The sequence below is a fragment of the Acinetobacter sp. MD2 genome (genome assembly GCF_035615575.1).
Classification (GTDB): Bacteria; Pseudomonadota; Gammaproteobacteria; order Pseudomonadales; family Moraxellaceae; genus Acinetobacter.
Map to the genome: position 1 here is coordinate 33594 of NZ_VTDK01000005.1, position 23974 is coordinate 57567.

General features: G+C 40.6%; 19 protein-coding genes. 10 read left to right on the plus strand and 9 right to left on the minus strand.

What is annotated here, in order from left to right; translation table 11 throughout:
- Nucleotides 1-129 precede the first annotated feature (129 nt).
- The 3 genes from FXN70_RS08365 to FXN70_RS08375 all read left to right on the plus strand — a co-directional run bounded on the left by FXN70_RS08365 (nt 130) and on the right by FXN70_RS08375 (nt 4225).
- Nucleotides 130-1527: an MFS transporter gene (locus FXN70_RS08365; protein WP_324647010.1), complete on the plus strand. Its 1398-nt coding sequence runs from the start codon at nt 130-132 to the stop codon at nt 1525-1527.
- A 72-nt stretch (nt 1528-1599) separates the two neighbouring features.
- On the plus strand, nt 1600-2934 hold the full coding sequence (locus tag FXN70_RS08370; RefSeq protein ID WP_324647011.1) for an enolase C-terminal domain-like protein: 1335 nt from the start codon (nt 1600-1602) through the stop codon (nt 2932-2934).
- Between the two features lie 337 nt (nt 2935-3271).
- Nucleotides 3272-4225, plus strand: coding sequence for a 2-hydroxyacid dehydrogenase (locus tag FXN70_RS08375; RefSeq protein WP_324647012.1), 954 nt, complete (start codon nt 3272-3274; stop codon nt 4223-4225).
- A gap of 145 nt (nt 4226-4370) precedes the next feature.
- Here FXN70_RS08375 and FXN70_RS08380 read toward each other — a convergent pair whose 3' ends face one another.
- From FXN70_RS08380 to FXN70_RS08400, 5 genes are all read right to left on the minus strand, one after another.
- Nucleotides 4371-5669 (minus strand): glycoside hydrolase family 28 protein, encoded by a 1299-nt coding sequence (locus tag FXN70_RS08380; RefSeq protein ID WP_324647013.1) that lies wholly within the window; start codon nt 5667-5669, stop codon nt 4371-4373.
- A 303-nt stretch (nt 5670-5972) separates the two neighbouring features.
- Nucleotides 5973-6860 carry an aldose 1-epimerase gene (locus FXN70_RS08385; RefSeq protein ID WP_324647014.1) on the minus strand — a complete coding sequence of 296 codons (888 nt, stop codon included), beginning with the start codon at nt 6858-6860 and terminating at the stop codon, nt 5973-5975.
- Nucleotides 6860-7726: an SMP-30/gluconolactonase/LRE family protein gene (locus FXN70_RS08390; protein ID WP_324647015.1), complete on the minus strand. Its 867-nt coding sequence runs from the start codon at nt 7724-7726 to the stop codon at nt 6860-6862. Before FXN70_RS08390 ends, FXN70_RS08385 begins: the two co-directional genes overlap by 1 nt.
- Nucleotides 7710-8540: an NAD(P)-dependent oxidoreductase gene (locus FXN70_RS08395; RefSeq protein WP_324647016.1), complete on the minus strand. Its 831-nt coding sequence runs from the start codon at nt 8538-8540 to the stop codon at nt 7710-7712. The genes FXN70_RS08390 and FXN70_RS08395 overlap by 17 nt, the downstream gene beginning before the upstream one ends.
- Before the next feature lie 38 nt (nt 8541-8578).
- Nucleotides 8579-9859 (minus strand): MFS transporter, encoded by a 1281-nt coding sequence (locus FXN70_RS08400; RefSeq protein ID WP_324647017.1) that lies wholly within the window; start codon nt 9857-9859, stop codon nt 8579-8581.
- Between the two features lie 294 nt (nt 9860-10153).
- Here FXN70_RS08400 and kdgD point away from each other — a divergent pair, with 294 nt between their 5' ends.
- From kdgD to epmA, 6 genes are all read left to right on the plus strand, one after another.
- Entirely contained in the window at nt 10154-11065 is a 912-nt protein-coding gene (kdgD, locus tag FXN70_RS08405; RefSeq protein ID WP_324647018.1) for a 5-dehydro-4-deoxyglucarate dehydratase, read from the plus strand.
- 29 nt (nt 11066-11094) lie between these two features.
- Nucleotides 11095-12675 carry an aldehyde dehydrogenase (NADP(+)) gene (locus tag FXN70_RS08410; RefSeq protein WP_324647019.1) on the plus strand — a complete coding sequence of 527 codons (1581 nt, stop codon included), beginning with the start codon at nt 11095-11097 and terminating at the stop codon, nt 12673-12675.
- 214 nt (nt 12676-12889) lie between these two features.
- Entirely contained in the window at nt 12890-13606 is a 717-nt protein-coding gene (locus FXN70_RS08415) for a FadR/GntR family transcriptional regulator (protein WP_324647020.1), read from the plus strand.
- Nucleotides 13607-13844: 238 nt separating this feature from the next.
- Nucleotides 13845-14804, plus strand: coding sequence for an NAD(P)-dependent oxidoreductase (locus FXN70_RS08420; protein WP_324647021.1), 960 nt, complete (start codon nt 13845-13847; stop codon nt 14802-14804).
- 91 nt (nt 14805-14895) lie between these two features.
- Entirely contained in the window at nt 14896-15963 is a 1068-nt protein-coding gene (locus FXN70_RS08425; protein WP_324647022.1) for a 4-phosphoerythronate dehydrogenase, read from the plus strand.
- Entirely contained in the window at nt 15960-16931 is a 972-nt protein-coding gene (gene epmA, locus FXN70_RS08430) for an EF-P lysine aminoacylase EpmA (protein ID WP_324647023.1), read from the plus strand. The genes FXN70_RS08425 and epmA overlap by 4 nt, the downstream gene beginning before the upstream one ends.
- Before the next feature lie 38 nt (nt 16932-16969).
- Here the strand turns inward: epmA and FXN70_RS08435 are convergent, their stop codons facing one another.
- From FXN70_RS08435 to ahcY, 4 genes are all read right to left on the minus strand, one after another.
- Nucleotides 16970-18214 carry a multifunctional CCA addition/repair protein gene (locus tag FXN70_RS08435; RefSeq protein ID WP_324647024.1) on the minus strand — a complete coding sequence of 415 codons (1245 nt, stop codon included), beginning with the start codon at nt 18212-18214 and terminating at the stop codon, nt 16970-16972.
- Between the two features lie 81 nt (nt 18215-18295).
- Nucleotides 18296-20569 carry an NADP-dependent malic enzyme gene (locus FXN70_RS08440; RefSeq protein WP_324647026.1) on the minus strand — a complete coding sequence of 758 codons (2274 nt, stop codon included), beginning with the start codon at nt 20567-20569 and terminating at the stop codon, nt 18296-18298.
- A 407-nt stretch (nt 20570-20976) separates the two neighbouring features.
- Entirely contained in the window at nt 20977-21690 is a 714-nt protein-coding gene (locus tag FXN70_RS08445; RefSeq protein WP_324647027.1) for a 16S rRNA (uracil(1498)-N(3))-methyltransferase, read from the minus strand.
- 106 nt (nt 21691-21796) lie between these two features.
- Nucleotides 21797-23179 (minus strand): adenosylhomocysteinase, encoded by a 1383-nt coding sequence (gene ahcY, locus FXN70_RS08450; protein WP_324647028.1) that lies wholly within the window; start codon nt 23177-23179, stop codon nt 21797-21799.
- Nucleotides 23180-23407: 228 nt separating this feature from the next.
- Here ahcY and FXN70_RS08455 point away from each other — a divergent pair, with 228 nt between their 5' ends.
- The gene (locus FXN70_RS08455; protein WP_324647029.1) at nt 23408-23947 is read left to right on the plus strand and encodes a cysteine peptidase family C39 domain-containing protein; all 540 of its coding nucleotides are present in this window, start codon (nt 23408-23410) and stop codon (nt 23945-23947) included.
- Nucleotides 23948-23974 lie beyond the last annotated feature (27 nt).

Genomic DNA, 23974 nt, shown 5'->3' on the forward strand with positions numbered 1-23974 from the left:
CTTAAGTCAAAAGTCTGCGAGTTAATTCTAAATGATGAAGTGTGATGACAGATAACATATCTAATTTTAGTTATAGGATAAAATTAGTCTGATTGAATCACACGACTCACTATTTTCTATGGAGAGAAAATGGAACAAATTCAACAAAACGGTCATGGTGATACGACCACAAGTTTGGCGACAGCAAAGGCGAGTAAAGCTCGTTTTTATATTGTGGCAATGTTATTTCTTGTAACTGCATTTAACTATGGCGATCGTGCGACATTGGCCATGGTTGCGCCATCCATGAGTCATGACCTCGGTTTAGACATGGTTGGTATGGGCTATATTTTCTCTGCTTTTTCTTGGGCGTATGTGATTGGACAAATTCCTGGAGGTTGGTTACTTGACCGTTTTGGCTCAAAAAAAGTCTACTTCTGGAGCATTTTCATTTGGTCATTCTTTACTTTGCTTCAAGGATTTGTACATATTTTTCATGATGTCAGCATGATTGTGGTTGCATTGTTCATGCTGCGCTTTTTGGTCGGTCTCGCTGAATCCCCATCTTTTCCAGGTAATAGCCGTATTGTATCGACATGGTTTCCTGCACAAGAACGCGGCACGGCTTCGGCAATTTTTAATTCAGCACAGTATTTTGCAACTGTTATTTTTGCACCATTCATGGGGTGGCTCATCCATCAAATTCACTGGCAATCAGTATTTTGGGTGATGGGTAGCTTAGGAATTGGTGTTGCATTTATCTGGCTGAAAGTGATTTATGTACCACGAGAACATCCAAAGGCCAATCAAGCAGAAATTGACTATATTGCTGCAGGTGGAGCACTGGTTGATATCGATCAACAAGTTGCGACCCAAGTGAGCGCAAAACAACCCGTTAAAAAATCAATTCAATGGGGCGATATCCGTTTCTTGCTTTCACAACGCATGATCATGGGCGCATTTTTAGCCCAATATTGTATTAATGCACTGACTTACTTTTTTATTACATGGTTCCCTGTGTATTTAGTGCAAGAACGTCATATGACTATCTTAAAGGCAGGTTTTGTAGCTGCAATTCCTGCAATTTGTGGCTTCCTTGGCGGCATTATTGGTGGGGTGGTCTCTGACTTTATTATTCGTAAAACCAATTCAGTGACCTTGGGACGTAAAATTCCGATTATTTTTGGCATGTTGTTATCGACCTCGATGGTGATCTGTAACTATGTAGGTTCGGATGTGTTGGTGATTGTGTTTATGTCCTTGGCATTTTTGGGTAAAGGTATTGGTGCATTGGGTTGGGCTGTGATGTCTGATATGGCACCAAAAGAAATGAGTGGCCTTAGCGGTGGTTTATTCAATATGTTTGGCAATATCTCAGGCATTGTAACCCCGATCGCTATTGGTTATATCCTAGCTACTACGAAATCGTTCAATGGTGCGCTAATTTATGTTGCCATACATGCGGTATTGGCAATTTTCAGTTACCTCTTTATTGTCGGTAAAATTCAGCGTGTCGAATTACAACCGAAGTTTTATTCAAAAAATTAATCATTTAAAAGACAGTGGATTGTTAAGTTAATCCCTGTCAATTTTCCGTTTATATTGATCAGGATAGACAACATGTTTGAAGCTAAAGTCCCTGTAATTGTTGATATGAAAGTCATTCCATTGGCGGGTTATGACAGTATGTTGTTGAATATTGGTGGTGCACATAGCCCGTATTTTACCCGTAACTTAGTTGTATTGACCGATAATTCCGGACAAACAGGTGTAGGTGAAGCACCAGGTGGGGAAAGTATTTTAAACACCCTTCAATCTGCCAGAGCTCAAATTATTGGTCAACCAATTAGCTTGATGAATAAAATTATTCATCAAGCTCATGTGGGGCAAAAAGGTGCTGATTTTGAAAAATTTGGTGGTGGTGCATGGACTTTTGAGTTGAATGTTAATGCCGTGGCTGCACTTGAAGCTGCATTTTTAGATCTGCTTGGAAAATTCCAAAATGTACCTGTGTGTGAATTATTAGGGCCTGGCAAGCAGCGCGATGAAGTGGAAGTACTGGGTTATTTGTTTTATTTGGGTGATAAAGATAAAACGACACTAGCATATCGAGATGAAAAAAATGCCAATAATGCTTGGTATCAGGCTCGTAATGAAGTGGCATTAGACTCAGATGCAATTGTACGAATGGCACAAGCTGCCGAAGAACGCTACGGCTTTAAAGATTTTAAACTCAAAGGTGGTGTGCTGAGTGTTGAACAAGAAGTAGAGAGTGTTCAAGCACTTGCAAAGGCTTTTCCTGAAGCACGGGTCACAGTTGATCCTAATGGTGCATGGTATTTACAAGAAGCCATCGCTGCCGCGAAAGAGCTCAAAGATGTCGTGGCATATATGGAAGACCCGTGTGGTGCTGAGCAAGGCTATTCAGGTCGTGAAATTATGGCGGAATTTAAACGTGCAACAGGTTTACGTGTTGCGACGAATATGATTTCGACCAATTGGCGCGAAATGTGTCATACCATTGCTTTAGGTGCGATAGATATTCCATTGGCTGATCCTCATTTTTGGACCATGACGGGTGCTATTCGTGTAGCGCAAATGTGTAATGATTTTGGCTTAACATGGGGTTGTCATTCGAATAATCATTTTGATGTATCTTTAGCGATGTTTACTCATGTTGGTGCAGCTGTGCCAGGTAAACCAACGGCAATTGATACACATTGGATTTGGCAGGAAGGGCAGCGTATTACCAAACAGCCTTTACAAATTGAAAAAGGTAAAGTTAAAGTGCCAACTGTAGCAGGCTTAGGTGTAGAGCTAGATTGGGATCGGATTAATCAAGCCCATGACTTGTATAAATCACTGCCAACAGGCCGCCGTAATGATGGTGATGCAATGCAATTTTTAATTCCAAACTGGACATTTGACCGTAAAAAACCGTGCCTTATTCGTTAATTGTGATATTTAGGCATGTCATACTGTCGCATACAAAGCACTATTATGATTGGAATATTGTTTGTAGATACGTTGATTCTTTGTAATTTTACCAACACATAGTGGATTCTTACTGTTGTAATAGCACCTGTCTTTTTAGGTAAAGAACTTGGTGAGAATAAGTTGAATGGTATCTCATATAAAAGACCCTAAAGAGGCAATTGCTTTTAACTAAATATTGCAAATGGATATGAATTTTGTAGCTGCACATTCACTTTTGGCTTTGTTGAGTTATTTATTTATTGTTGGAAAAATTAAGCGACTTGAACTCACAAAACCTGAGTAAGGAACTCTGTATATGAAAAAATTAGCACAAGAAATTTTAATGCTAGGTCCACAAATTGATGTTTATGTTCAGGAATTAGAACGTCAATTTTCAAAAGTGCATAAGTTTTGGCAAATTGAGGACCAAGCGACTTTCTTGAAAGATCATGCTGAAAAAATACAAGGTCTTGCAACCAATGGTGGTCTTGGGGTTAAAAAAGAATTGATCGAGCAACTTCCTTGTTTAGAAATTATTGCCAGTTCTGGTGTTGGCTATGATGCTATTGATGTGGCTTATGCACACAGTCGAAAAATTATTGTGACCAATACACCTAATGTTTTGAATGATTGCGTTGCTGATACAGGCATGATGTTGATATATGCCGTTGCACGTCAGTTAGTCAAAGCAGATCACTTTGTGCGTAGCGGGGCTTGGGGGAAGGGAGCTTATCCATTAACTACCAGTTTAAAGAATAAAGTCTGTGGGATTGTAGGCTTAGGAAACATTGGGCTTGAAGTTGCAGCAAGGGCAAAGGCATGTGGGATGAAGATTGCCTACACCAGTCGAAGTGACAAAAAACTAGACGGCTATCAATATGTTGAAAATATTGAAGCGTTGGCTGAACAAAGTGACTTCTTGGTTCTTACCTTACCAAGTACTCCCGACACCCATCATTTAATTAATGCTAACGTATTAACCAAATTAGGTTCACAAGGGTTTTTAATTAATATTGCGAGAGGTTCTGTGGTGGATGAACAGGCATTAATTGTAGCACTTCAAAATCATGAAATCGCAGGTGCTGGTTTGGATGTATTTGAAAAAGAACCTTGTATTGAGAGTGCGTTATTTCAGATGAACAATGTTGTACTTACACCCCATTATGCAAGTGGAACTCGTGAAACGCGCAAAGCAATGGGTGATTTAGCATGTGCGAATCTATATGAATATTTCACACAGCATAAAGCTATTACGCCTGTTCTTAGTTAAATGATTTAAAGACGTGTTTAAATGCAATTTTTAGAATTAATTCTATGATTTTTGTTAAATAAAACGGCGGTATAAAAAAAGCTCAACTTTAAGTTGAGCTTTTTCTTTTTTTAATTCACAACAAAAAAGTCATAAATTTCGCAGTTTAATTTGCTTTTAAATTAGGCTGTGGGCCATTTTGCGTGCTGGCACTGTGTTTTGCAAAAATCATTACATTACGAAGTGAACCGATTGCATAGCGGTTTTGTAAGCCGTTATCTGCTTCAATTCTGACATCTTGTAATGACACATTACGAATTGGTGATTCAGGTAAGCCGCTAATTAAACCGGCCTGCACGGCATTTGTGGCAGTTAAACGGCGAATGCTAATATTACGCATAATTGGCGTTGTTGAGGTCACCGCTTGTTTGGCAATCGGAACGAGGAAATTTTTATCGTACCCACCAGTCATGCTGCTATATAAAGACGTAAATACAATCGGATAGGTCACGCGATCCATTTTAATATTTTCGGCGGAAATATTTTCTATAATATTACCACGGTCACGGGCTGACTTAATTCGAATGCCATTATCCGTTCCTTGGAAATTAACATTTGAAATTTTTACATTTCGAATGCCATAAACCGTTTCACTTCCAATGGATATACCATGACCTACACCAATACTGGCACGGTCAATATCAATATTTTCACTCATACCCACAGCACCTAATGCTGTTTTGGTTAATCCAGATTTAATCGCAATATTATCATCGTCAGTAGTAATATCTACATTCGATAATCTAATATTTTTTGATGAAACAATATCGATGCCATCGGTATTTGGCGCACTCGGTGGATTATAAACGGAAACATTTTTAACTTGAATATCATTGCTGTTGCGAATAACCACAGTCCACATCGGTGAATTAATAAATTTCACCCCATCTATACTTGAATTTTGTACGTGATCAAACTCGAATAACCATGGTCTTGGCATGCCATTAGAAGGTGGAACATTCGGGAATAGTTTTTGAAATTCAGTGTAATTTCCCTGACTCATCTGCTGTTTTAAACGTAATGCAGTTGCCCAGTCGCTTTGACCTTGTCCATCAATCGTTCCTTCACCCATAATGCGAATATTGTGTGCATGTGATGCAAATAAAAGCGCTTCGCCAGCTTGTGCGGCATTTTGAATATACGCAGCTTTAAAGGTTTTTTGTTTATTCGCTTTTAAAATACTGTTTTTATCTAACTTTAATGTTGTGTTGCTTGGTAAGTTGAGTGGACCGCTAAACCACGTACCCGTTCTTAATTGAACCACGTTATTTTGACAATGATTCAATGCATTTTGAATAATTTCTGTTGCATCTTGATTGGTCGGTTCAGGAACACAGATATTTGCAGCATATACGCTGTGACCAATAAAAAATAATGCACTTGGGATAATAAAATTTAATTTCATGTTGAACATTCCTGTTTATGATTTAACTTATTTAAAAGTTAAAAATATCGATAGATTTTATCGATATTTGAGTCCTTAATAACAAATTGCAACGCTATATTTGAAAAATATAATTCAATTGGCATAATTGATTTTTTAGCAATGATAATAAAGATTACCGTATTTAAATTAACGTTTAATTAATTTGAAACGAGATTTAATTTATTATCATAAGACATCATATAACTCTATTTTTTAGGATTCAATATTATATTGAAAAATATTTTTATTTTATGGTATCTATTTTAAAGTAAATTTAAATGCTTAAAATTCTGATGCAGAAATAGTTTTATATTGTAATTTGACTTGCCATGTCAGCTCATCATTCTGCTTTAAATATTTGAGTCCGGGTTGATTCGGCAAATGATGCGCATTAATAGGATGGCTTACTGGCTCTAAACAAAAAAATGGCTGCTTTAACGGAAAATACATAATTAAATATGCAGCATCTTGGCTGGTTAATTCGAGTTCATAGCCTAAATCGGGTTGTTGAATACGACAAGTACCTTGCCAATCTGAAAAAGCATGATCGACTAAACGCTCGGGCAGTGTGTGAATCGTGGCAAAGTCTAAATCGCATGGTAAATCCACTTCATGGGTAGACAAACCTTGTTCATCACGATGCCACATCTGACCAACTTGGCTTTGAAGTTGAGTGTATTCATTGCGATAAAAAAATGGATGCCAGCCATAACCATGTAGGAATGGTCGTTCATCTAAATGCGTGAGATGAAAATTGAGCGTTAAGCAACCATCGTGTAATTGAATTTGCTGTTCGACTCGAAGATGAACAGGGGACTTACATTCACAGACCAAGCGCACATGATGTTCATCTTGTTCAAGCACTTGCCACGCATGTTGCCACGTGCTGCCATGCATGGCAAATGGAGAGTCGATGGTATTTGCAGGTAATTCAAACCAACCATTCGGTGTGTTTGTCCCGCCTTGAGCAATACGATTTGACCATGGGATGAGTGCAAACGCAGCAGATTGTCGCGCAGTTACAGTCGATTGAATTGGGTGTTCAAGCGTTAATGGGCGCAGTAAATCGAATCCATCCTCTACACGTTGCCAACGGGTGATTGCCCCACCAAGTTCGGGGGCAATGGTAAGCTTGGTGTATTGATCTTGGATTTGAATTAATGCAGACATTAGCGTTTCACTTGTGCTTCATGGAGGCCTTGATAAGGCGTTTGAATGGCAAATACGCTGCCATCAAATTCATTGGCATGTTCTGGTTTTAACGAAGTCACAAATAACGTTTTGAGGTCGCGACCACCAAAAGTACATTTGCTTGGTTTGCTAATCGGCAATTGATACTGGATTAATAATTCACCTTGTGGCGAAAAGCGCAGCACACAGCCGGAATCAATTGCACAAATCCAGTAGCAGCCATCGGTATCTATCGTTGCACCATCAGGGCGTCCTGCATACTTTTGCATATCGACAAAAATACGCCGATTCGATAACTGCCCATGATCAATGTCGTAATCAAAAGCCCAAATTTTTTGAACACTTGGATGCGAGTCTGATAAATACATGGTGCGCCCATCTGGACTAAACGCCAAACCATTTGGCGTGGCAAGTCCTTCTATGTGCGAATGCAATTGCTCGTTCTCGGCACAATACAGTGTTCCCACCAAGCTGCCATTATTTTGGAGGTGCATGGAACCAATCCATGCACGACCTTGGCGATCAACACAACCATCGTTAAAACGTAAATGAGGGTGGGGGTGCTGAATTTGTTGCGTTGTTTCAATGCTCAGTTCATCTTGGTTAAATACCAATTTTGATATTTGATCTTCTTGAAACAGTTTAAAGCTGCCATCGGCATGTTGCATCAGACATCCCGCCATTTGCGGTGTATCCCAATGCTGAACGCCTGTTGTTTCATGCCAGCGATAAACTTTTTTGTCGGTAATATCCACCCAATATAAGCGTTGTTCGCTTGCAGACCATGACGGACTTTCACCCGTCATGTTGACCGCTTTGGCAATAATCTCAAACTGGGCTGACATGGCGAACATCTTCAAATGGGCCAGCTTCGGTAAATCCACCACCTTGATATTGAACGCCTGGGTCAGCAGCTGGTGGATTTTGACTTTGTACAGCTTGCGTATAAGGGTCGGCACTGTGCTGTGGTTGATAACCTAAGTGGCTTGCACCAGTATTATCCCACCATGTTTTGGCATTATTCGATGCGCCAAACACCACGGTATGTCCAACATTAGCCACAGTTAAACCTTTAAAGATCAGTTGCTCTAAATCGTCATAATGTAACCATGTTGATAACATACGTGGATTGTTCGGTTCAGGGAATGCAGAACCAATACGGATACTCACGGTTTCAATGCCGTAACGATGCCAGTAAAAAGTCGCTAAATCTTCCCCATAAGATTTAGATAAACCGTAGTAACCATCAGGTTTACGTAAGCAATCAGTTTCTAGTGTTTCACCACGAGGGTGAAAACCGATCACATGATTTGAACTGGCAAAAATGACCCGTTTTACACCATGTTGACGTGCCGCTTCGTAAATATGGTAGGTACCACAAATATTGGGGCCAAGCACATCTTCAAAAGAATGTTCGGTAGAAACGCCACCAAAATGGATGATGGCATCGACACCTTCAACTAAGTCATGTACAGCGTGTTTGCTAGAAAGATCACACAAGCGTATCTCTTCATTGGCATCCTCTAAATCGACAATTTCGCTAATATCCGATAATCGAATGACTTGGGCATATTTTTGTAGGCGTTGGCGTAGAACTTTGCCTAAACCACCTGCTGCACCTGTCAATAAAATCCGATGAAAATGAGTTGAAGCATGCATGATACTTTCCTTAATAATGCTAAAAATGACGCGTGAACTTATTTGGCTACTTTTAGTTCAGCAAAGCTTTTTACGCTAAACCAGACCAAAATTGCTGCGAAAATATCGAAGCCTGCAAGTAGTGCAAACAATGGACCATAACCAATTTGGGTTACAAGTAAACCAAACAGTAAGGTAAAACCTGCTGCACCTAAATAACCAGACATACCGCCAATACCTGTTGCTGTTGCCACTTCTTTTTTACCAAAAGAGTCAGAGGTAATTGAGTAAAGCGCGCCAGATAAGGTTTGATGTGCAAAACCACCCACACAGAGTAATGCAATGGCTGCATAAGGGCTTGCCACAAGGCTGACACATGCAGGGCCAATCATACACAGTGAACCAAACACCATGACCACTTTACGTGAAGTTTCCATAGACACATTGAAGTGTTTGATTACAAACGGGCTGAGGTAACCACCGAGTACACAACCTAAGTCTGCTGCTAAGAAGGGTAACCATGCAAACATAGCGACTTCTTTAATATTCATGCCACGTTGGGTCATTAAATATAAAGGAATCCAAGCATTAAAGGTCTGCCAAGCCGGCTCTGTTAAGAAACGAGCTGCTAAGATACTGTAAATATTTCGGTTCTTGAAAATATTTTTCCATGTATTTTGTTTTGGTGCATCTGTACTTTCTTCAGTTTCTTGAAAGCGTTGTTCTTGACCATCAACAATATATTGATGTTCTTCGGCAGTTAATGCTTGGTGTTTTTGAGGATGTTTGTAAAAAATAACCCACAAAATTGACCAAATAATCCCAATAACGCCCACCACAACAAATGCAAATTGCCATCCACCGTGAAACATTGCCCAAACTACAATTGGTGGTGCAAGCATCGCCCCAAAACTTGCACCAACATTCATCCAGCCAATCGCAACAGAGCGCTCTTTTGCAGGGAACCATTCCGTTGCAGTTTTTACCCCAGCAGGTAAGCCCGCTGCTTCGGTAATGCCGAGTAAACCACGGAAGAAGGCAAAGCCTTGCCAAGATGTTGCCAAGCTAGGCAGCATACATACAATTGACCAAGCGAAAGCAAATATGGCAAAGCCTGCTTTTGTACCTAAAAAGTCAACAATCCAACCTGCAATCGGTTGCATGAAGGCGTAGCATAACTGCCATGCGGTGACAATATAGGCATATTCTTGTGTGGAAACATTTAAGCTTGTCATCATGTCTGCAGCAGAGACAGATAGGGTATTACGTGCTAAGTAGTTGGTGACTAAGCCTAGTGTGACTAAGCTGATCATCCACCAACGGAGTCCTCTTATTTTCATGATATTTTCCTTTATATCATTAGATGTATGATGTCCTATGATTAGGATATACAAATTATATTCTGAACTCAATATCTGACCATAAAAATATTTCCGATATAATTTTTAATATAAAACAAATGTTTATTTTGTTTTTCAGTGGAATTGCATGTGTTTTTAGACGCACAGTTCACATCTTGTCTATAAAAGTCTTAGTCCCGCATGAAAAAAATAAAAGCAAAAGGATTGCAATCAAAAAACATTGAGGTATGATGTCTTATAACATGTAGTTTTATATCTGAGGAAAATATAATCATGGATGCGCTTGAACTAAAAAAAATTGTTTCTGATGGCTTGCTTTCGTTTCCTGTAACTGACTTTGACCAAAATGGTGACTTCAACCAAGCTACGTATCAAAAACGTTTAGAATGGCTTGCACCTTATGGGGCAACTGCATTATTTGCTGCGGGCGGTACGGGCGAGTACTTCTCTTTGGTTGGGAATGAATATTCACAAATTATTAAAACTGCAGTAGATACCTGTAAAGGCACTGTACCTATTATTGCAGGTGCAGGTGGTCCAACACGCCAAGCAATTGCACATGCGCAAGAAGCAGAGCGTTTAGGTGCGCATGGTATTTTGCTTATGCCGCATTATTTAACTGAAGGCAGCCAAGAAGGCTTAATTGAACACGTTAAACAAGTGTGTAACTCGGTGGACTTCGGTGTGATTTTTTATAACCGTAGTGTATCTCGTTTAACTTTAGAGTCATTACAAAAATTGGCCGATATGTGTCCAAACTTAATTGGCTTTAAAGACAGTTCAGGTCAAATTGATTTTATGACTGCTGTGACGCACAGTATGGGAGATCGTTTCTCTTATTTAGGTGGCTTACCAACGGCTGAAATTTTTGCTGCACCATATAAGGCACTAGGTTGTCCTGTATATTCATCTGCAGTATTTAACTTTATTCCAAAAACTGCAATGGAGTTTTATAACGCCATTCGTAGTAATGACACCGCAACAACCAATCATTTAATTGATAATTTCTTCTTACCATTAATTAAGATCCGTGATCGTAAATCGGGCTATGCGGTGAGTATGATTAAAGCAGGCGCGAAAATTATTGGTTATGATGCAGGCCCAGTACGTCCACCATTAAGTGATATGACACCACAGGACTACCAAGACCTTGCAGATTTAATTGCGACTTTAGGTCCACAATAAATCACATCATTCGGTAAAGGAACGCGAAAATGAGTCAAAATAACGGTCAACAGTTTATTAATGGTCTGCGTGTTGCGACTAATGCGCCAAGTATTGAAAGCATTAATGCAACCGATTATCAACCGACAGGTTATGTATTTAGCCAAGCGACTTTAGATGAAGTTAATCAGGCTGCTGAAGCGGCACATCAGGCATTTTCAACTTATCAAAATACCACGCAGCAGCAGCGTGCTGAATTTTTAGAAGAAATTGCAGTGCAAATTGAAGCACTTGGCCCAAAACTCCAAGAAGTAGCTTCTTTAGAAACAGGCTTACCTTTGGCTCGTTTGCAAGGTGAAACTGGACGTGTAACCGGCCAACTGCGTTTATTTGCTCAACTGCTGCGCCGTGGTGATTTTTATGGTGCACGTATTGATACTGCATTGCCTGAGCGTAAACCTTTGCCGCGTGTAGATTTACGTCAATATAAAGTGGGTGTTGGCCCTGTAGCAGTGTTCGGTGCAAGTAACTTTCCATTGGCATTTTCAACCGCTGGTGGCGATACCGTTGCGGCGCTAGCTGCAGGTTGTCCAGTTGTGTTTAAAGCACATTCAGGTCACATGGCAACTGCGGAATTGGTTGCAGAAGCGATTGAACAAGCCATTGTAGTTAGTGGTATGCCAAGTGGTACGTTCAATATGATTTTTGGTGGGCGTGTAGGTGCAGATTTAGTCAAGCACCCTCTCATTCAAGCGGCTGGTTTTACAGGTTCGCTTGAAGGTGGAATGGCGTTATTTGGCCTTGCACAAAACCGTCCACAGCCAATTCCATTCTTTGCCGAGATGTCGAGTGTGAATCCTGTTGTGGTTTTACCAAATGCCTTAAAAGCACGTGGTGAAAAAATTGCACAAGACACGGTTGCTTCATTTAACATGGGTTGCGGTCAGTTCTGTACCAAACCAGGTTTAATTTTAGGTGTGAAAAGCCCTGAATTTGATCAGTTTGTTGCAACACTAGTTGAAAGCACAACACAAGCTGCGCCACAAGTGATGTTGAACCAAGGAACTTTAAAAAGTTATCATCACGGTTTAGCAGCGCTTGAAGCTGAAGCTGGTTTTGATGTGATTGCTAAAGGTCAGGCGGCAAGCTTGGTGTCTCAAGCACAACCGCATTTAATCCAAGCAGATCAAAGCGTATTGCTTTCGGGTAATCCAAAATTACAGCATGAAATTTTTGGCCCAGTGTCAATTGTGATTGCAGTCGATGACTATGCGACTTTATTGCAAGGCATTGAAGCATTGGCGGGTCAATTGACTGCAACCATTATTATGGATGACGCAGATGCAAATGAAGCTGCACCTTTATTGCAACTGTTTACCCGCAAAGCAGGTCGTGTGTTGTTTAACGGTTTTCCAACAGGGGTAGAAGTCAGCGATGCCATGGTGCATGGCGGCCCATTCCCTGCAACCAGTGATGCACGTGGTACATCGGTGGGAACAGGTGCAATTGAACGTTTCTTACGTCCAGTATGCTATCAAAACACCCCACAAGCATTATTACCTGAAGCATTAAAAGATGGCAATCCACTCAATCTTAATCGTTTGGTGAATGGTCAAGTTACACAAGCTTAAAACAACAATGATTTTATAAAAGTTGTTTGTTTTAACAAGATGGATTGGTAATTGTATCAATCCATCTTGCTTCTGATACGATAAACTTAAAAGTTAGTATCTTGGTGAATGATAATAAAAATTGGTTTGCGTTGGTCAGAGTCTATGCCTTTGAGACAATAGTATAGTAAAATTAAGTAATTATATTTTTTCCCAATTTGAATGAGTTTAGCCAATGACGTCACGCGTGACAAAATCGAGATCAACAAAAAAGCTCAGTCAAGTGATTGTTGAACAATTTATTGATAAAATTCAGTCGGGTGCATTTGGTGTAGGTGAAAAAATTCCAACTGAGCTTGAATTAATTGAGCAATTTGAAGTCAGTCGTTCAGTGATTCGTGAAGCGATTACAGAATTGCGTTCATTAGGATTTGTAGAGACACGTCACGGCATTGGTACTTTTGTAAAAGAACAAATCGTTGAACAAAATTTTTTACTTTCAAATGCAAGCTTAGAAACCATTCACGACATTGTTTCATTATTAGAATTACGCATTAGTTTAGAGTCGGAAGCAGTATTTTTGGCCTGTGAGCGCCGTAAACAAACCCATTTAGACAAAATGAAAATTGCCTTAGATGATTTTGAGTCGCATATTTCATCGAATGTGAATGACGGTACGGTCAAAGCCGATTATGATTTTCATATTGCAATTGCTGAAGCCTCGGGTAATCAATATTTTGTTGATTTTTTAAAATATTTGGGTGAAAAGATTATTCCACGTGCACGGGTTAAATCGATTGAAAAAAGCCCTGAGAACCGTGAAGAATATTTAAAGTCAGTGCATCATGACCATGTTAATATTTACAATGCGATTAGAGATAAAGATGGGCAATTGGCACGTCAAATGATGCGTGCGCATTTATCGAAAAGTATTAAAAAATTTAAGCAATAATATGCCGATGCACTAGAAAATTAGTACAAAAAAGCAGAAGGTGATTCTTCTGCTTTTTTTTTAGATGATGTTGGTGATATTTTTATGCACTATAAATCTGCTTTAAATAATCCGTAGCTACGGCTCAGAAATAACGATCTTTTTTTGGCTAGAAGTTAAGTAGAATGGCTTTACATTAGTGTGATTGTCGGTATGGTATGATGTCTTATCTGAATAATTTTGATTGGATCATATTGTCATGGATCAACTAAAAATCACCTGCGTGGAAAAATATGTACTTTTGCAACAAGCTTTTGAATTTAACTTTCCAGTTGAATATACCGAGCATCAGCATTTAACGCAGCAACAATTTGAACAAGATGTGCATGACCAAGATATCATTATTTTAAGTGATTTAATTTTAACTGAAGCAGTACTTAAAAATAATCCAAAACTTCAGTTATTGGCACTTTGTTCAACGGGCTATAACCACGTCGATTTAGATTTATTAAAAAAATATAATGTGCGGGTGTGTAATATTCGAGGTTATGCAGGTGATGCAGTTGCAGAACATGCCTTTACCTTTATGATTAATTTAATTAAACATTTTCCTGCACAAGTGGCTGGCGTTGCACAAAATGAGTGGGCAAAGGGTAGTAGCGGCTTTTATATTGCTGCCCCGATGGGTGAATTGCAACATAAAACCTTAACTATTTTGGGTAAAGGGGAAATTGGATTATCTTTGGCGAAAAAAGCCGAAGCATTTGGCATGCGGGTAATTTTTGCAGAACGTCAAAATGCCAGTGAATGCCGTGCAGGTTATGTACCGTTTGATGATGCAATTGCCCAAGCTGATGTTTTGTCGCTACACTGTGAATTAACGCCAACCACACAGCAACTGATCAATGCTGATGTTCTCGCAAAAATGAAAGCAGGCAGCCTGTTAATTAATGTGGGTCGTGGTGGCTTAGTCGATCAACACGCAATTATTGATGCAATTGAGTCTGGGCATTTGGCGGGTTATGGTGCGGATGTTTTAGACCAAGAACCACCACCGGTCGATCATCCATTGGTTGTGTTACAACAAAAATATCCCAATGTCATGCTGACAGGGCATGTTGCATGGGCAACCAACGAAGCACAGCAACGCTTGTTTGATATTTTGCAAACCAATGTGAATGCTTTTGTTACTGGACAGCCACAGAATGTAGTGGTTTAACCGATTCTTAAATAGAGAATCATCATCCAATATAGCGCAATTTTCGTGTAGCGGTTATGATGCTGAACATTGAATTTTCGGTAGTGTGCACATGAAAATTGTTGCGGATGAAAACCTTGCATTTACAGACTATTTTTTTGCCGACTTCGCAGAAGTCGAGACAAAATCGGGGCGGACACTCACTCAAGCAGATTTAAAATACTGTGATGCATTGTGTGTGCGCTCTGTGACCCAAGTCAATCAGGCTTTATTAGAAAATACCCCCGTACGTTTTGTCGGTAGTGCGACCATTGGCACCGACCATCTCGATTTAAATTATTTACAACAAGAAAAAATTACTTGGGCAAATGCCGCAGGTTGTAATGCGCAAGCAGTTGCTGAATATGTCATTACGGCTTTATTACATGTGCAACCAGAACTGCTGCATGCCAATGCTAGCTTTACTCTAGGCATTGTTGGGCTAGGAAATGTCGGACGTAGATTAGCTGTGATGGCGCAACTGTTAGGTTGGCAAGTGATTGGTTATGACCCTTTTGTGCAGCAAGATACAATTACCCAAGTGTCGTGGTCTGAGCTATGCAAGCAAGCCCATGCCATTTCTTTGCATGTACCGCTCACTAAAAGCGGCGAATACCCAACCTATCATTTATTCAATGCGCAGCGTTTGGCAAGCCTAGCACCAAGCACCATTTTAATTAATAGTGCGCGCGGCGCAGTCATAGAAGAAGCTGCTTTAATTGTTGATATTTTACAAACGGGGCGTAAAGTGGTGCTAGACGTATTCGAGCATGAACCTCGCATTTCACAAGAATTGTTAGAGCTAGTTTATTTAGTCACGCCGCATATTGCAGGTTACAGTTTAGAAGGCAAGGCGCGCGGGACACAAATGATTTATCAGGCCTTATGTGAATATCTTGCAAAAAGTCCAAACAAAGATTTTCGTACCCAATTGCCTGTGGGTGAGGATTATTTTTCTCAGTTGCCACTAAAACAAGCACTCGCAGATCATCTCAGCCAAATTTATGATATTCGCCAAGACGATGCCAATTTACGTGCGTGTTTAAATAATGGTTTTGTGGATCAGCCATCTTTTGATGCTTTGCGCAAGCATTATCCGCTACGCCGAGAGTGGGCCGCACATGGAGGGCCAGCTGCATGATGAGCTATCAACCCACCTGTGACTTAAATGCATTAAAAGCCCGTGCTACGCTATATCAACAAATCCGACAGTTCTTTTCTGAACGGCAAGTGTTAGAAGTTGAAACGCCAATTTTGTCGCAAGCAGGCGTGACCGATGTGCATTTGGCCTCTGTGCAGGCTCAGCGGCATATGGCAGGCAAAAAACAAACCCATTATTTGCAAACCTCGCCTGAATTTGCCATGAAGCGCTTACTTGCCAGTGGCAGTGGGCCGATCTATCAAATCTGTAAAGTTTTTCGCGATGATGAACACGGACGAAAACACAACAGTGAATTTACCATGTTGGAATGGTATCGACCGAATTTTAGCTTGCAAGATTTAATGCATGAAACCGCAGATTTACTGAATCTGACTTTGGCGGAACGCTTTGGCGAGCTGCGTCCTGTGGTGCTGAGCTATAAACATGCTTTTATGGATCGTTTAGACTTAAATCCCTTACAAGCAACGCTAAAACAGTTAAAAGATGCCGCACATCGTTTAGGTATCAACCTTGATTTAGGCGATGATCGCTTGGGCTATATAGACTTGCTCTTTTCCCATTTTGTAGAGCCAAGTTTAGGTTTTGATGCGCCAGTGTTTTTAACCGATTTTCCACCAGAAATGGCGTCGCTTGCGAAAACCAAACAAGATGAAGATGGCGAGTGGGTTGCCGCACGCTTTGAGGTGTATATTGAAGGCTTAGAGCTTGCCAATGCTTACGATGAATTGGTCGATGCTGCGGTGTTACGTAGTCGTTTTGAGGCAGATAATTTCGAGCGAGAAAAGCTTGGTTTACATGTCATGCCGTTAGATGAATATTTGTTGGCTGCTTTACCCAATATGCCTGCGTGTTCAGGCATTGCTTTGGGGATTGATCGTTTATTGATGATTGCGCAAAACCAAGTGCAACTTGAAAAAGTGATCACATTCCCTGCATCTATTGCATAACAACATGCGTCATATTGTGGTATGACGCATGCTGCTATTTAGCAGCTTTCACCATTTTGTTGCTGTGTCTGCTGCTTTAAGTGAGTCAATGCTTCAATGCGTCGCTGAATGAGCATTTCACCAATATCAGGGCCTTTAATGTCGCTTGGTAAGTCTTGGGCTTTAATGTTACGCACGCATTCAATCGCTTTATACAAATAGTCCGCTTGAGGATAAGGTCTGTTTTCTAAACCCAAACGACCTCGTGCATCGCATTGGCAAGCTTGAATAAAGGCTTCAACACGTTCGGGGCGGCGCAGTACATCAAGCCGTTGCAATAAACGCCATAATGTACCGGGTTTAAGTGTTAAGGCTTGATGACACTTTAAATGCTCTTTGCAGACTGCTAAAGCCAATTGTTTTGTTTGGGCTGGAACTTTGAGACGATCACACACGTCTGTTACAGGTGCAATGCCACGTTCTTCATGCATAATGTGTCGCGGTAAAATATCAGTAGGGGTGAGCGCTTTGCCTAAGTCATGTACCAAAACGGCAAAGCGGACATCTAAACTGTAATTTTCTTGGCAAGCTTGGCGTAATGACAATAAAGTGTGAATGCCACAATCAATTTCAGGATGAAATTCAGGGCGCTGTGGTACGCCAAATAAGGCATCAATTTCAGGAAAAAGTACCTTTAACGCACCACATTCACGCAGCACTTCAAAATACACTTCGGCATTTTTTTCCATTAATGCACGTGAGGTTTCTTTCCAAACGCGTTCCGTGGTTAAGCTGTTGAGTTCCCCCGATTGTGCCAATTTTTGCATTAAAGCCAAGGTTTCATCAGCAACTTTAAAACCATATTCAAAATAGCGCGCAGCAAAACGTGCAACTCGTAACACACGTAAGGGGTCTTCAATAAAGGCATCCGATACATGGCGTAAAATTTTGTGTTCTAAATCTTGTGTGCCATGGTAAGGGTCGTAAATTGTGCCGTGTTCATCTTGCGCAATGGCATTAATGGTTAAGTCGCGGCGAATTAAATCTTGTTCGAGCGTAATTTCAGGGGCGGTGTAAAATTCAAAGCCATGATAGCCCAAGCCTTGTTTGCGTTCGGTACGTGCAAGCGCATATTCTTCTTTGGTTTCAGGATGCAAAAATACAGGAAAATCTTTTCCAACAGGTTGATAACCTTGAGCTAATAACTGCTCAGGCGTTGCACCAACCACGACATAATCTTTTTCGTGATAGGGGTGTCCCAGCAGTTGATCTCGAACTGCTCCACCGACTAAATAAATACGCATGAAAAAACCTCTATTCTGAAGGCAATCATGCAACAGAATAGAGGTTTACACAAGCCTGTTTTTACAGGCTTTTGTGTAATGTTAAGCTTGTTGTTCCTGTTGGATTTCAGCCACAGTTAATGCAGTCATATTCACCAAACGACGAGTTGTTGTGGTTGGTGTTAAAATATGTACAGGTTTGGCCGCGCCTAATAAAATAGGTCCAATGGTTACGTTATTACCTGAAGTTGATTTTAACAAGTTAAAGGAAATATTCGCAGCGTCTAGGTTTGGCATAATTAATAAGTTTGCTGAACCTTTGAAACGCGAATTTGGGAATGCAAATTGACGGATGCCTTCATCCAATGCCGCATCACCATGCATTTCACCTTCAACCGCAAGTTCAGGTGCTTGTTCTGAAAGCAAGCGATACACTTCACGCATTTTTTGCGCGCTTGGATCGAACTCGTTGCTGCCAAAGCTTGAATGCGACAACAATGCAACACGCGGTTCAATACCGAAACGACGGACTTCTTGAGCTGCTAAAATAGTCATTTCAGCCAATTGTTCCGCTGTTGGATTGGTGTTGACATAAGTGTCGGCAATAAACAAGTTACGATCTTCAAGCATTAAGGCATTTAAAGTAAAGAACGTATTGCGGCCTTCTTGTAAACCAATCACATTTTTAACAAAGTCTAAATGGATGTCGTAACTTGAATAGGTTCCACACAACATACCATCGGCTTGACCAAACTTAACCAGCATGCTGGCAATTAAAGTTGAACGACGACGTGCTTCACGCTGCGCATATTCAGGAGTGACCCCTTTGCGTTGCATGATGTTGTAATATTCATCGGCAAATTTTTGATAATCAGGATGATTTTCTTGATCAACAATTTCAATATTTTGACCATTGACTAAGCGTAAGCCAAGTTTTTGAATATTGGCTTCAATAATATGCGTACGACCCACCAAAATTGGGAAAGCCAAACCTTCATCGACCACGACTTGTGCTGCACGTAACACACGTACATCTTCACCTTCTGCGTAAGCAATACGTTTTGGCGCACTTTTCGCTTGGGCAAAAATCGGTTTCATCATAAAGGCAGAGTTATAAACAAACTCTGATAATTGTTGATGATACGCAGTAAAGTCGGTGATTGGACGTGTCGCAACGCCTGAATCCATTGCTGCTTTGGCAACGGCTGGGGCAATTTCTAAAATTAAACGCTGATCTAGTGGGCCCGGGATAATATAGTCACGACCAAACGATGCCGATTTTTCGCCATATGCGGCTGCATCTGCTTCAACATGCGCCATACGTGCAATGGCATGTACGCAGGCAATTTTCATTTCTTCATTGATGGTGGTTGCACCCACATCTAATGCGCCACGGAAAATATACGGGAAGCACAGCGCGTTGTTGACTTGGTTTGGATAATCCGAACGACCGGTTGCCATAATCACGTCTGGGCGAACTTCATGGGCGTATTCAGGTAAAATTTCTGGATCTGGATTGGCAAGTGCGAAAATGATTGGATTTTCAGCCATCACTTTCACCATTTCTTTGGTTAAAATGCCTGCTGCTGAAAGACCCAAGAACATATCCGCACCTTGCATGACTTCTGCAAGCTGCGTTTCTGGAATATCTTGTACATATTCTTTTTTCGAATCATCTAAGCCTTGGCGTGAAGTAGTAAGTAAACCACGAGAGTCCGCCACGATGATATTTTCTTTTTTTGCACCTAATGCGCGAAGCAAATTCAGGCAAGACAGTGCCGCTGCACCTGCACCTGAAGCCACAATTTTAATGTCTTCAATTTTTTTGCCTGTTAACACCAATGCGTTTAAAAGTGCCGAACCTACAATAATACTGGTGCCGTGTTGATCGTCATGGAACACAGGAATGTTCATGCGTTCACGCAGTTTTTTCTCAATATAAAAACATTCTGGTGCTTTGATATCTTCTAAGTTAATGCCACCAAAGGTTGGCTCTAATGCAGCAACAATATCGACAATTTTGTCAGGATCATTTTCTGCAATTTCAATATCAAAAACGTCAACACCTGCAAATTTTTTAAACAGAACGCCTTTACCTTCCATTACAGGTTTAGACGCAAGTGGGCCAATATTCCCTAAACCTAAAACGGCGGTACCATTACTAACAACGGCAACCAAATTTCCACGTGCGGTATAACGAGCTGCGGTGGATGGATCTCGGGCGATTTCTAAACACGGTTCTGCAACCCCAGGAGAATAAGCAAGTGCTAAGTCACGTTGGTTGCTCAGTTGCTTGCTTGGAGTGACACTGATTTTACCTGGGCGTGGAAATTCGTGATAATTCAATGCTTGTTGCTTGAGAGTTTGATCGTCCATTTGCATTCCATATACGACAGTGGATACCAGAGCATCGTGATGCTCTCGGAAAAAATTTAATCGAATATAGCATTAGTTTGTAACTTCGCACAGTTCAAAAGTGCTTAATTTTCTGTATGTATGATGGTATTTTCATAAATTATTATGATGAACCTTAATGTCTTTTTGAATATAGATAGCATCTTAGATAATGCATATGAAAAAGAAAAAAGAGCTTATTTTCAGGTAGATTGGTTTGTATTGATGAAATTATCGCGGATAATCAAATTTTGAATGAAGATAAAACTGTATTTATCTTGTTTTAAGCACAATGATATTTTTGCTCAATGTGCTTAAAATGTGGTCGTGCGCTGATAGATGAAATAGTTAGAATTCATCATCTTACCGCGATGATGATAAATCAAATTTTATGCTGAAATATAATTTAAAATAGAGAGGGCAACAACAGGTGCAGTTTCTGTTCTGAGTACACGCTCACCAATACACCAATTTTGAAAACCTGCCTCGTTTGCTGTGGTAATTTCAGCTCCGCTTAACCCACCTTCAGGGCCAATCAGTAAGGCGATGTTTTTAAGTTGATTGGCATCCAGTTGTAAGGCTTGTTTGTTGGGTGCTAAAACGAGTTTGGTATTCGGTAAGTCTTGCTTAAACCAATCAGTGAGCGTCATCGGTGCTAAAATTTTAGGCACAATATTTAAGCCACATTGTTCACAAGCGGCAATCGCAATGCCTTGCCAATGGTCTAATTTTTTTTGATCACGGTCGTATTTTAAACGCATTTCACAGCGTTCAGATGTTAAAAGTTGAATCTCGGCAACACCCAATTCCACCGCTTTTTGAATCGCATAATCCATACGATCGCCTTTACTCATCACTTGCCCAAGTAAAGCGTTAAAATGTGGTGTACGGTTGATCGGATCAAAAGTATCGACTGAAATACGTGCTGATTTTTTGGCAATATCGACCAAAGTTACCTGATATTCACCGCCTTGCCCATTAAACAGGGTGGCTGTTTGTCCTACTTGCGCACGTAACACTTTCACCCAATGATGAAAAACAGTGTCTGTTAATTCGACCTGCGTATTTACATTTAATTGAGCTTCAATATAAAAACGGGGCATAACATGGTACTCGCAAAAGTTGGGGGGAGAATAAAAATAATCGATTTGATGGATAAAAAGGGCAGTCCAAAGACCACCCTTTATCTGTCATATTTTGACGTTGAACTTAGTATTTATAAGCATCGGCTTTAAATGGTCCTTCAACAGGCACACCTAAATAATCGGCTTGTACTTGGGTCAATTGAGTCAGTACACCGCCAAAACCTGCCACCATTGCAGCTGCCACTTCTTCATCTAATTTCTTAGGTAATAACTCAACGCGGATTTTTGCGGCTTTTTCTGCTTCAGGAAGATCAGCAAATTTCTCATCAAATAGATACATTTGACCTAATACTTGGTTGGCAAAAGAACCATCCATGACACGTGAAGGATGACCTGTGGCATTGCCTAAGTTGACTAAACGACCTTCAGACAGCAAGATTAAATAATCGTTTTCATTTTCTGTGCGGTAAACTTGGTGAACTTGAGGTTTCACTTCAACCCATTTGTAACCACGTAAATAGTTGGTGTCAATTTCAGTGTCGAAGTGACCAATGTTACAAACCACAGCACCCGCTTTTAGCGTGTCTAACATGGCAGCATCGCAGACGTGATAGTTACCTGTGGTGGTCACAATCATGTCGGTGTTTTTGAGAAGGTCTACATTAATGTCTTCTTTATTGCCCGTTTGTACGCCGTTTTTGTAAGGCGATACCACTTCGTAACCATCCATGCATGCTTGCATCGCACAAATTGGATCAATTTCAGACACGCGAACAATCATGCCTTCTTGACGTAACGACTGTGCTGAACCTTTGCCCACGTCACCATAACCAATCACGAGCGCACGACGACCTGACAATAACATGTCTGTACCGCGTTTAATCGCATCGTTGAGGGAGTGACGGCAACCGTATTTGTTGTCATTTTTAGATTTAGTTACCGCATCGTTGACGTTAATGGCAGGCACTTTAAGTGAACCATCTTTCCACATTTCCAGTAAACGTGCTACGCCTGTGGTGGTTTCTTCGGTAATGCCATGAATTTTTGCAATTAAATCTGGATATTCATTGTGCACGATAGCTGTTAAATCACCGCCATCATCTAAAATCATGTTGGCATCCCAAGGCGTGCCATTCACGTTAATTTGTTGGTTAATACACCATACATATTCTTCTTCAGTTTCGCCTTTCCAAGCAAAAACAGGCACGCCACTGGCTGCAATCGCGGCGGCTGCATGGTCTTGAGTTGAGAAAATATTACATGATGTCCAGCGAACTTCTGCGCCCAATTCCACCAAAGTTTCAATTAAAACCGCAGTTTGAATGGTCATGTGGATACAGCCGAGAATTCTCGCTCCTGCCAATGGTTTAGCGGCTGCATAGCGTTTACGCAAACCCATCAGGGCAGGCATTTCTGCTTCAGCCAATTTAATTTCTTTACGGCCGTAATCGGCAAGGGTGATGTCTGCAACTTTATAATCTGTGAATGAAGCATTAACCGCGTTCATTTGGATCTCCTTAATATTCCCTGATGATCGTTGTGTTCGCGGATGCCGTTGTTGATCAAAATCTCTTTATTTTAAAGATTGATCGTAGCGCCGAGCCTAGCAAATTTACCTTAATGTCGCTGTAAATTGTTGCAGCATCCCTCGACTGGTAACATTGTACTTTGAAAAGACTTTAGTGCCAATCGGCTTTTGTTTATTATCGGGCGGATTATTTTAAGGAATTTGACGATGGCAATTGATATCCCAGATGCGTTGATGAATCTTGACGCCAATTGTGGTGTATTTGCAGTATGGATGTTATTGCAACATCATGGCATACAGATGAATATTGCTGACTTAGCCCAAACCTGCCGACATGATGCAGAAGACGGCACATTTACGATTGCCTTGGCGATTGCACTGAAAAAATTAGGTTTTGAGGTGTCATTTTACACAGCACCTGACCCGAATATTGAGGTAATGGAACGCCAATGTTATCAAGATGCACAGAAAATGCAGATTCCCATTGAAGGTGTTTTGAGCTATTCAAAACTACGCAGTGCCATTGAAAATGGCAAGATGGCGATTGTCTATTACGACACTTTAGATGGAATCGGCAATCAATCTTTAGTGTATTCAATTGATGATCAAGACATTTGTTTTTTTGATAGTTTTGAGCCGATGCCTAAGCACATTTTTGAGCAACAACGCCATGCTGAAGGTATTTGTGCACAGGTGATTTTAATCGATGATCGAAACTTTGTGCCCAGTGCCATTCGTTCCAATTAAGTAAAACGGAGTGGATCTTTAAATTTT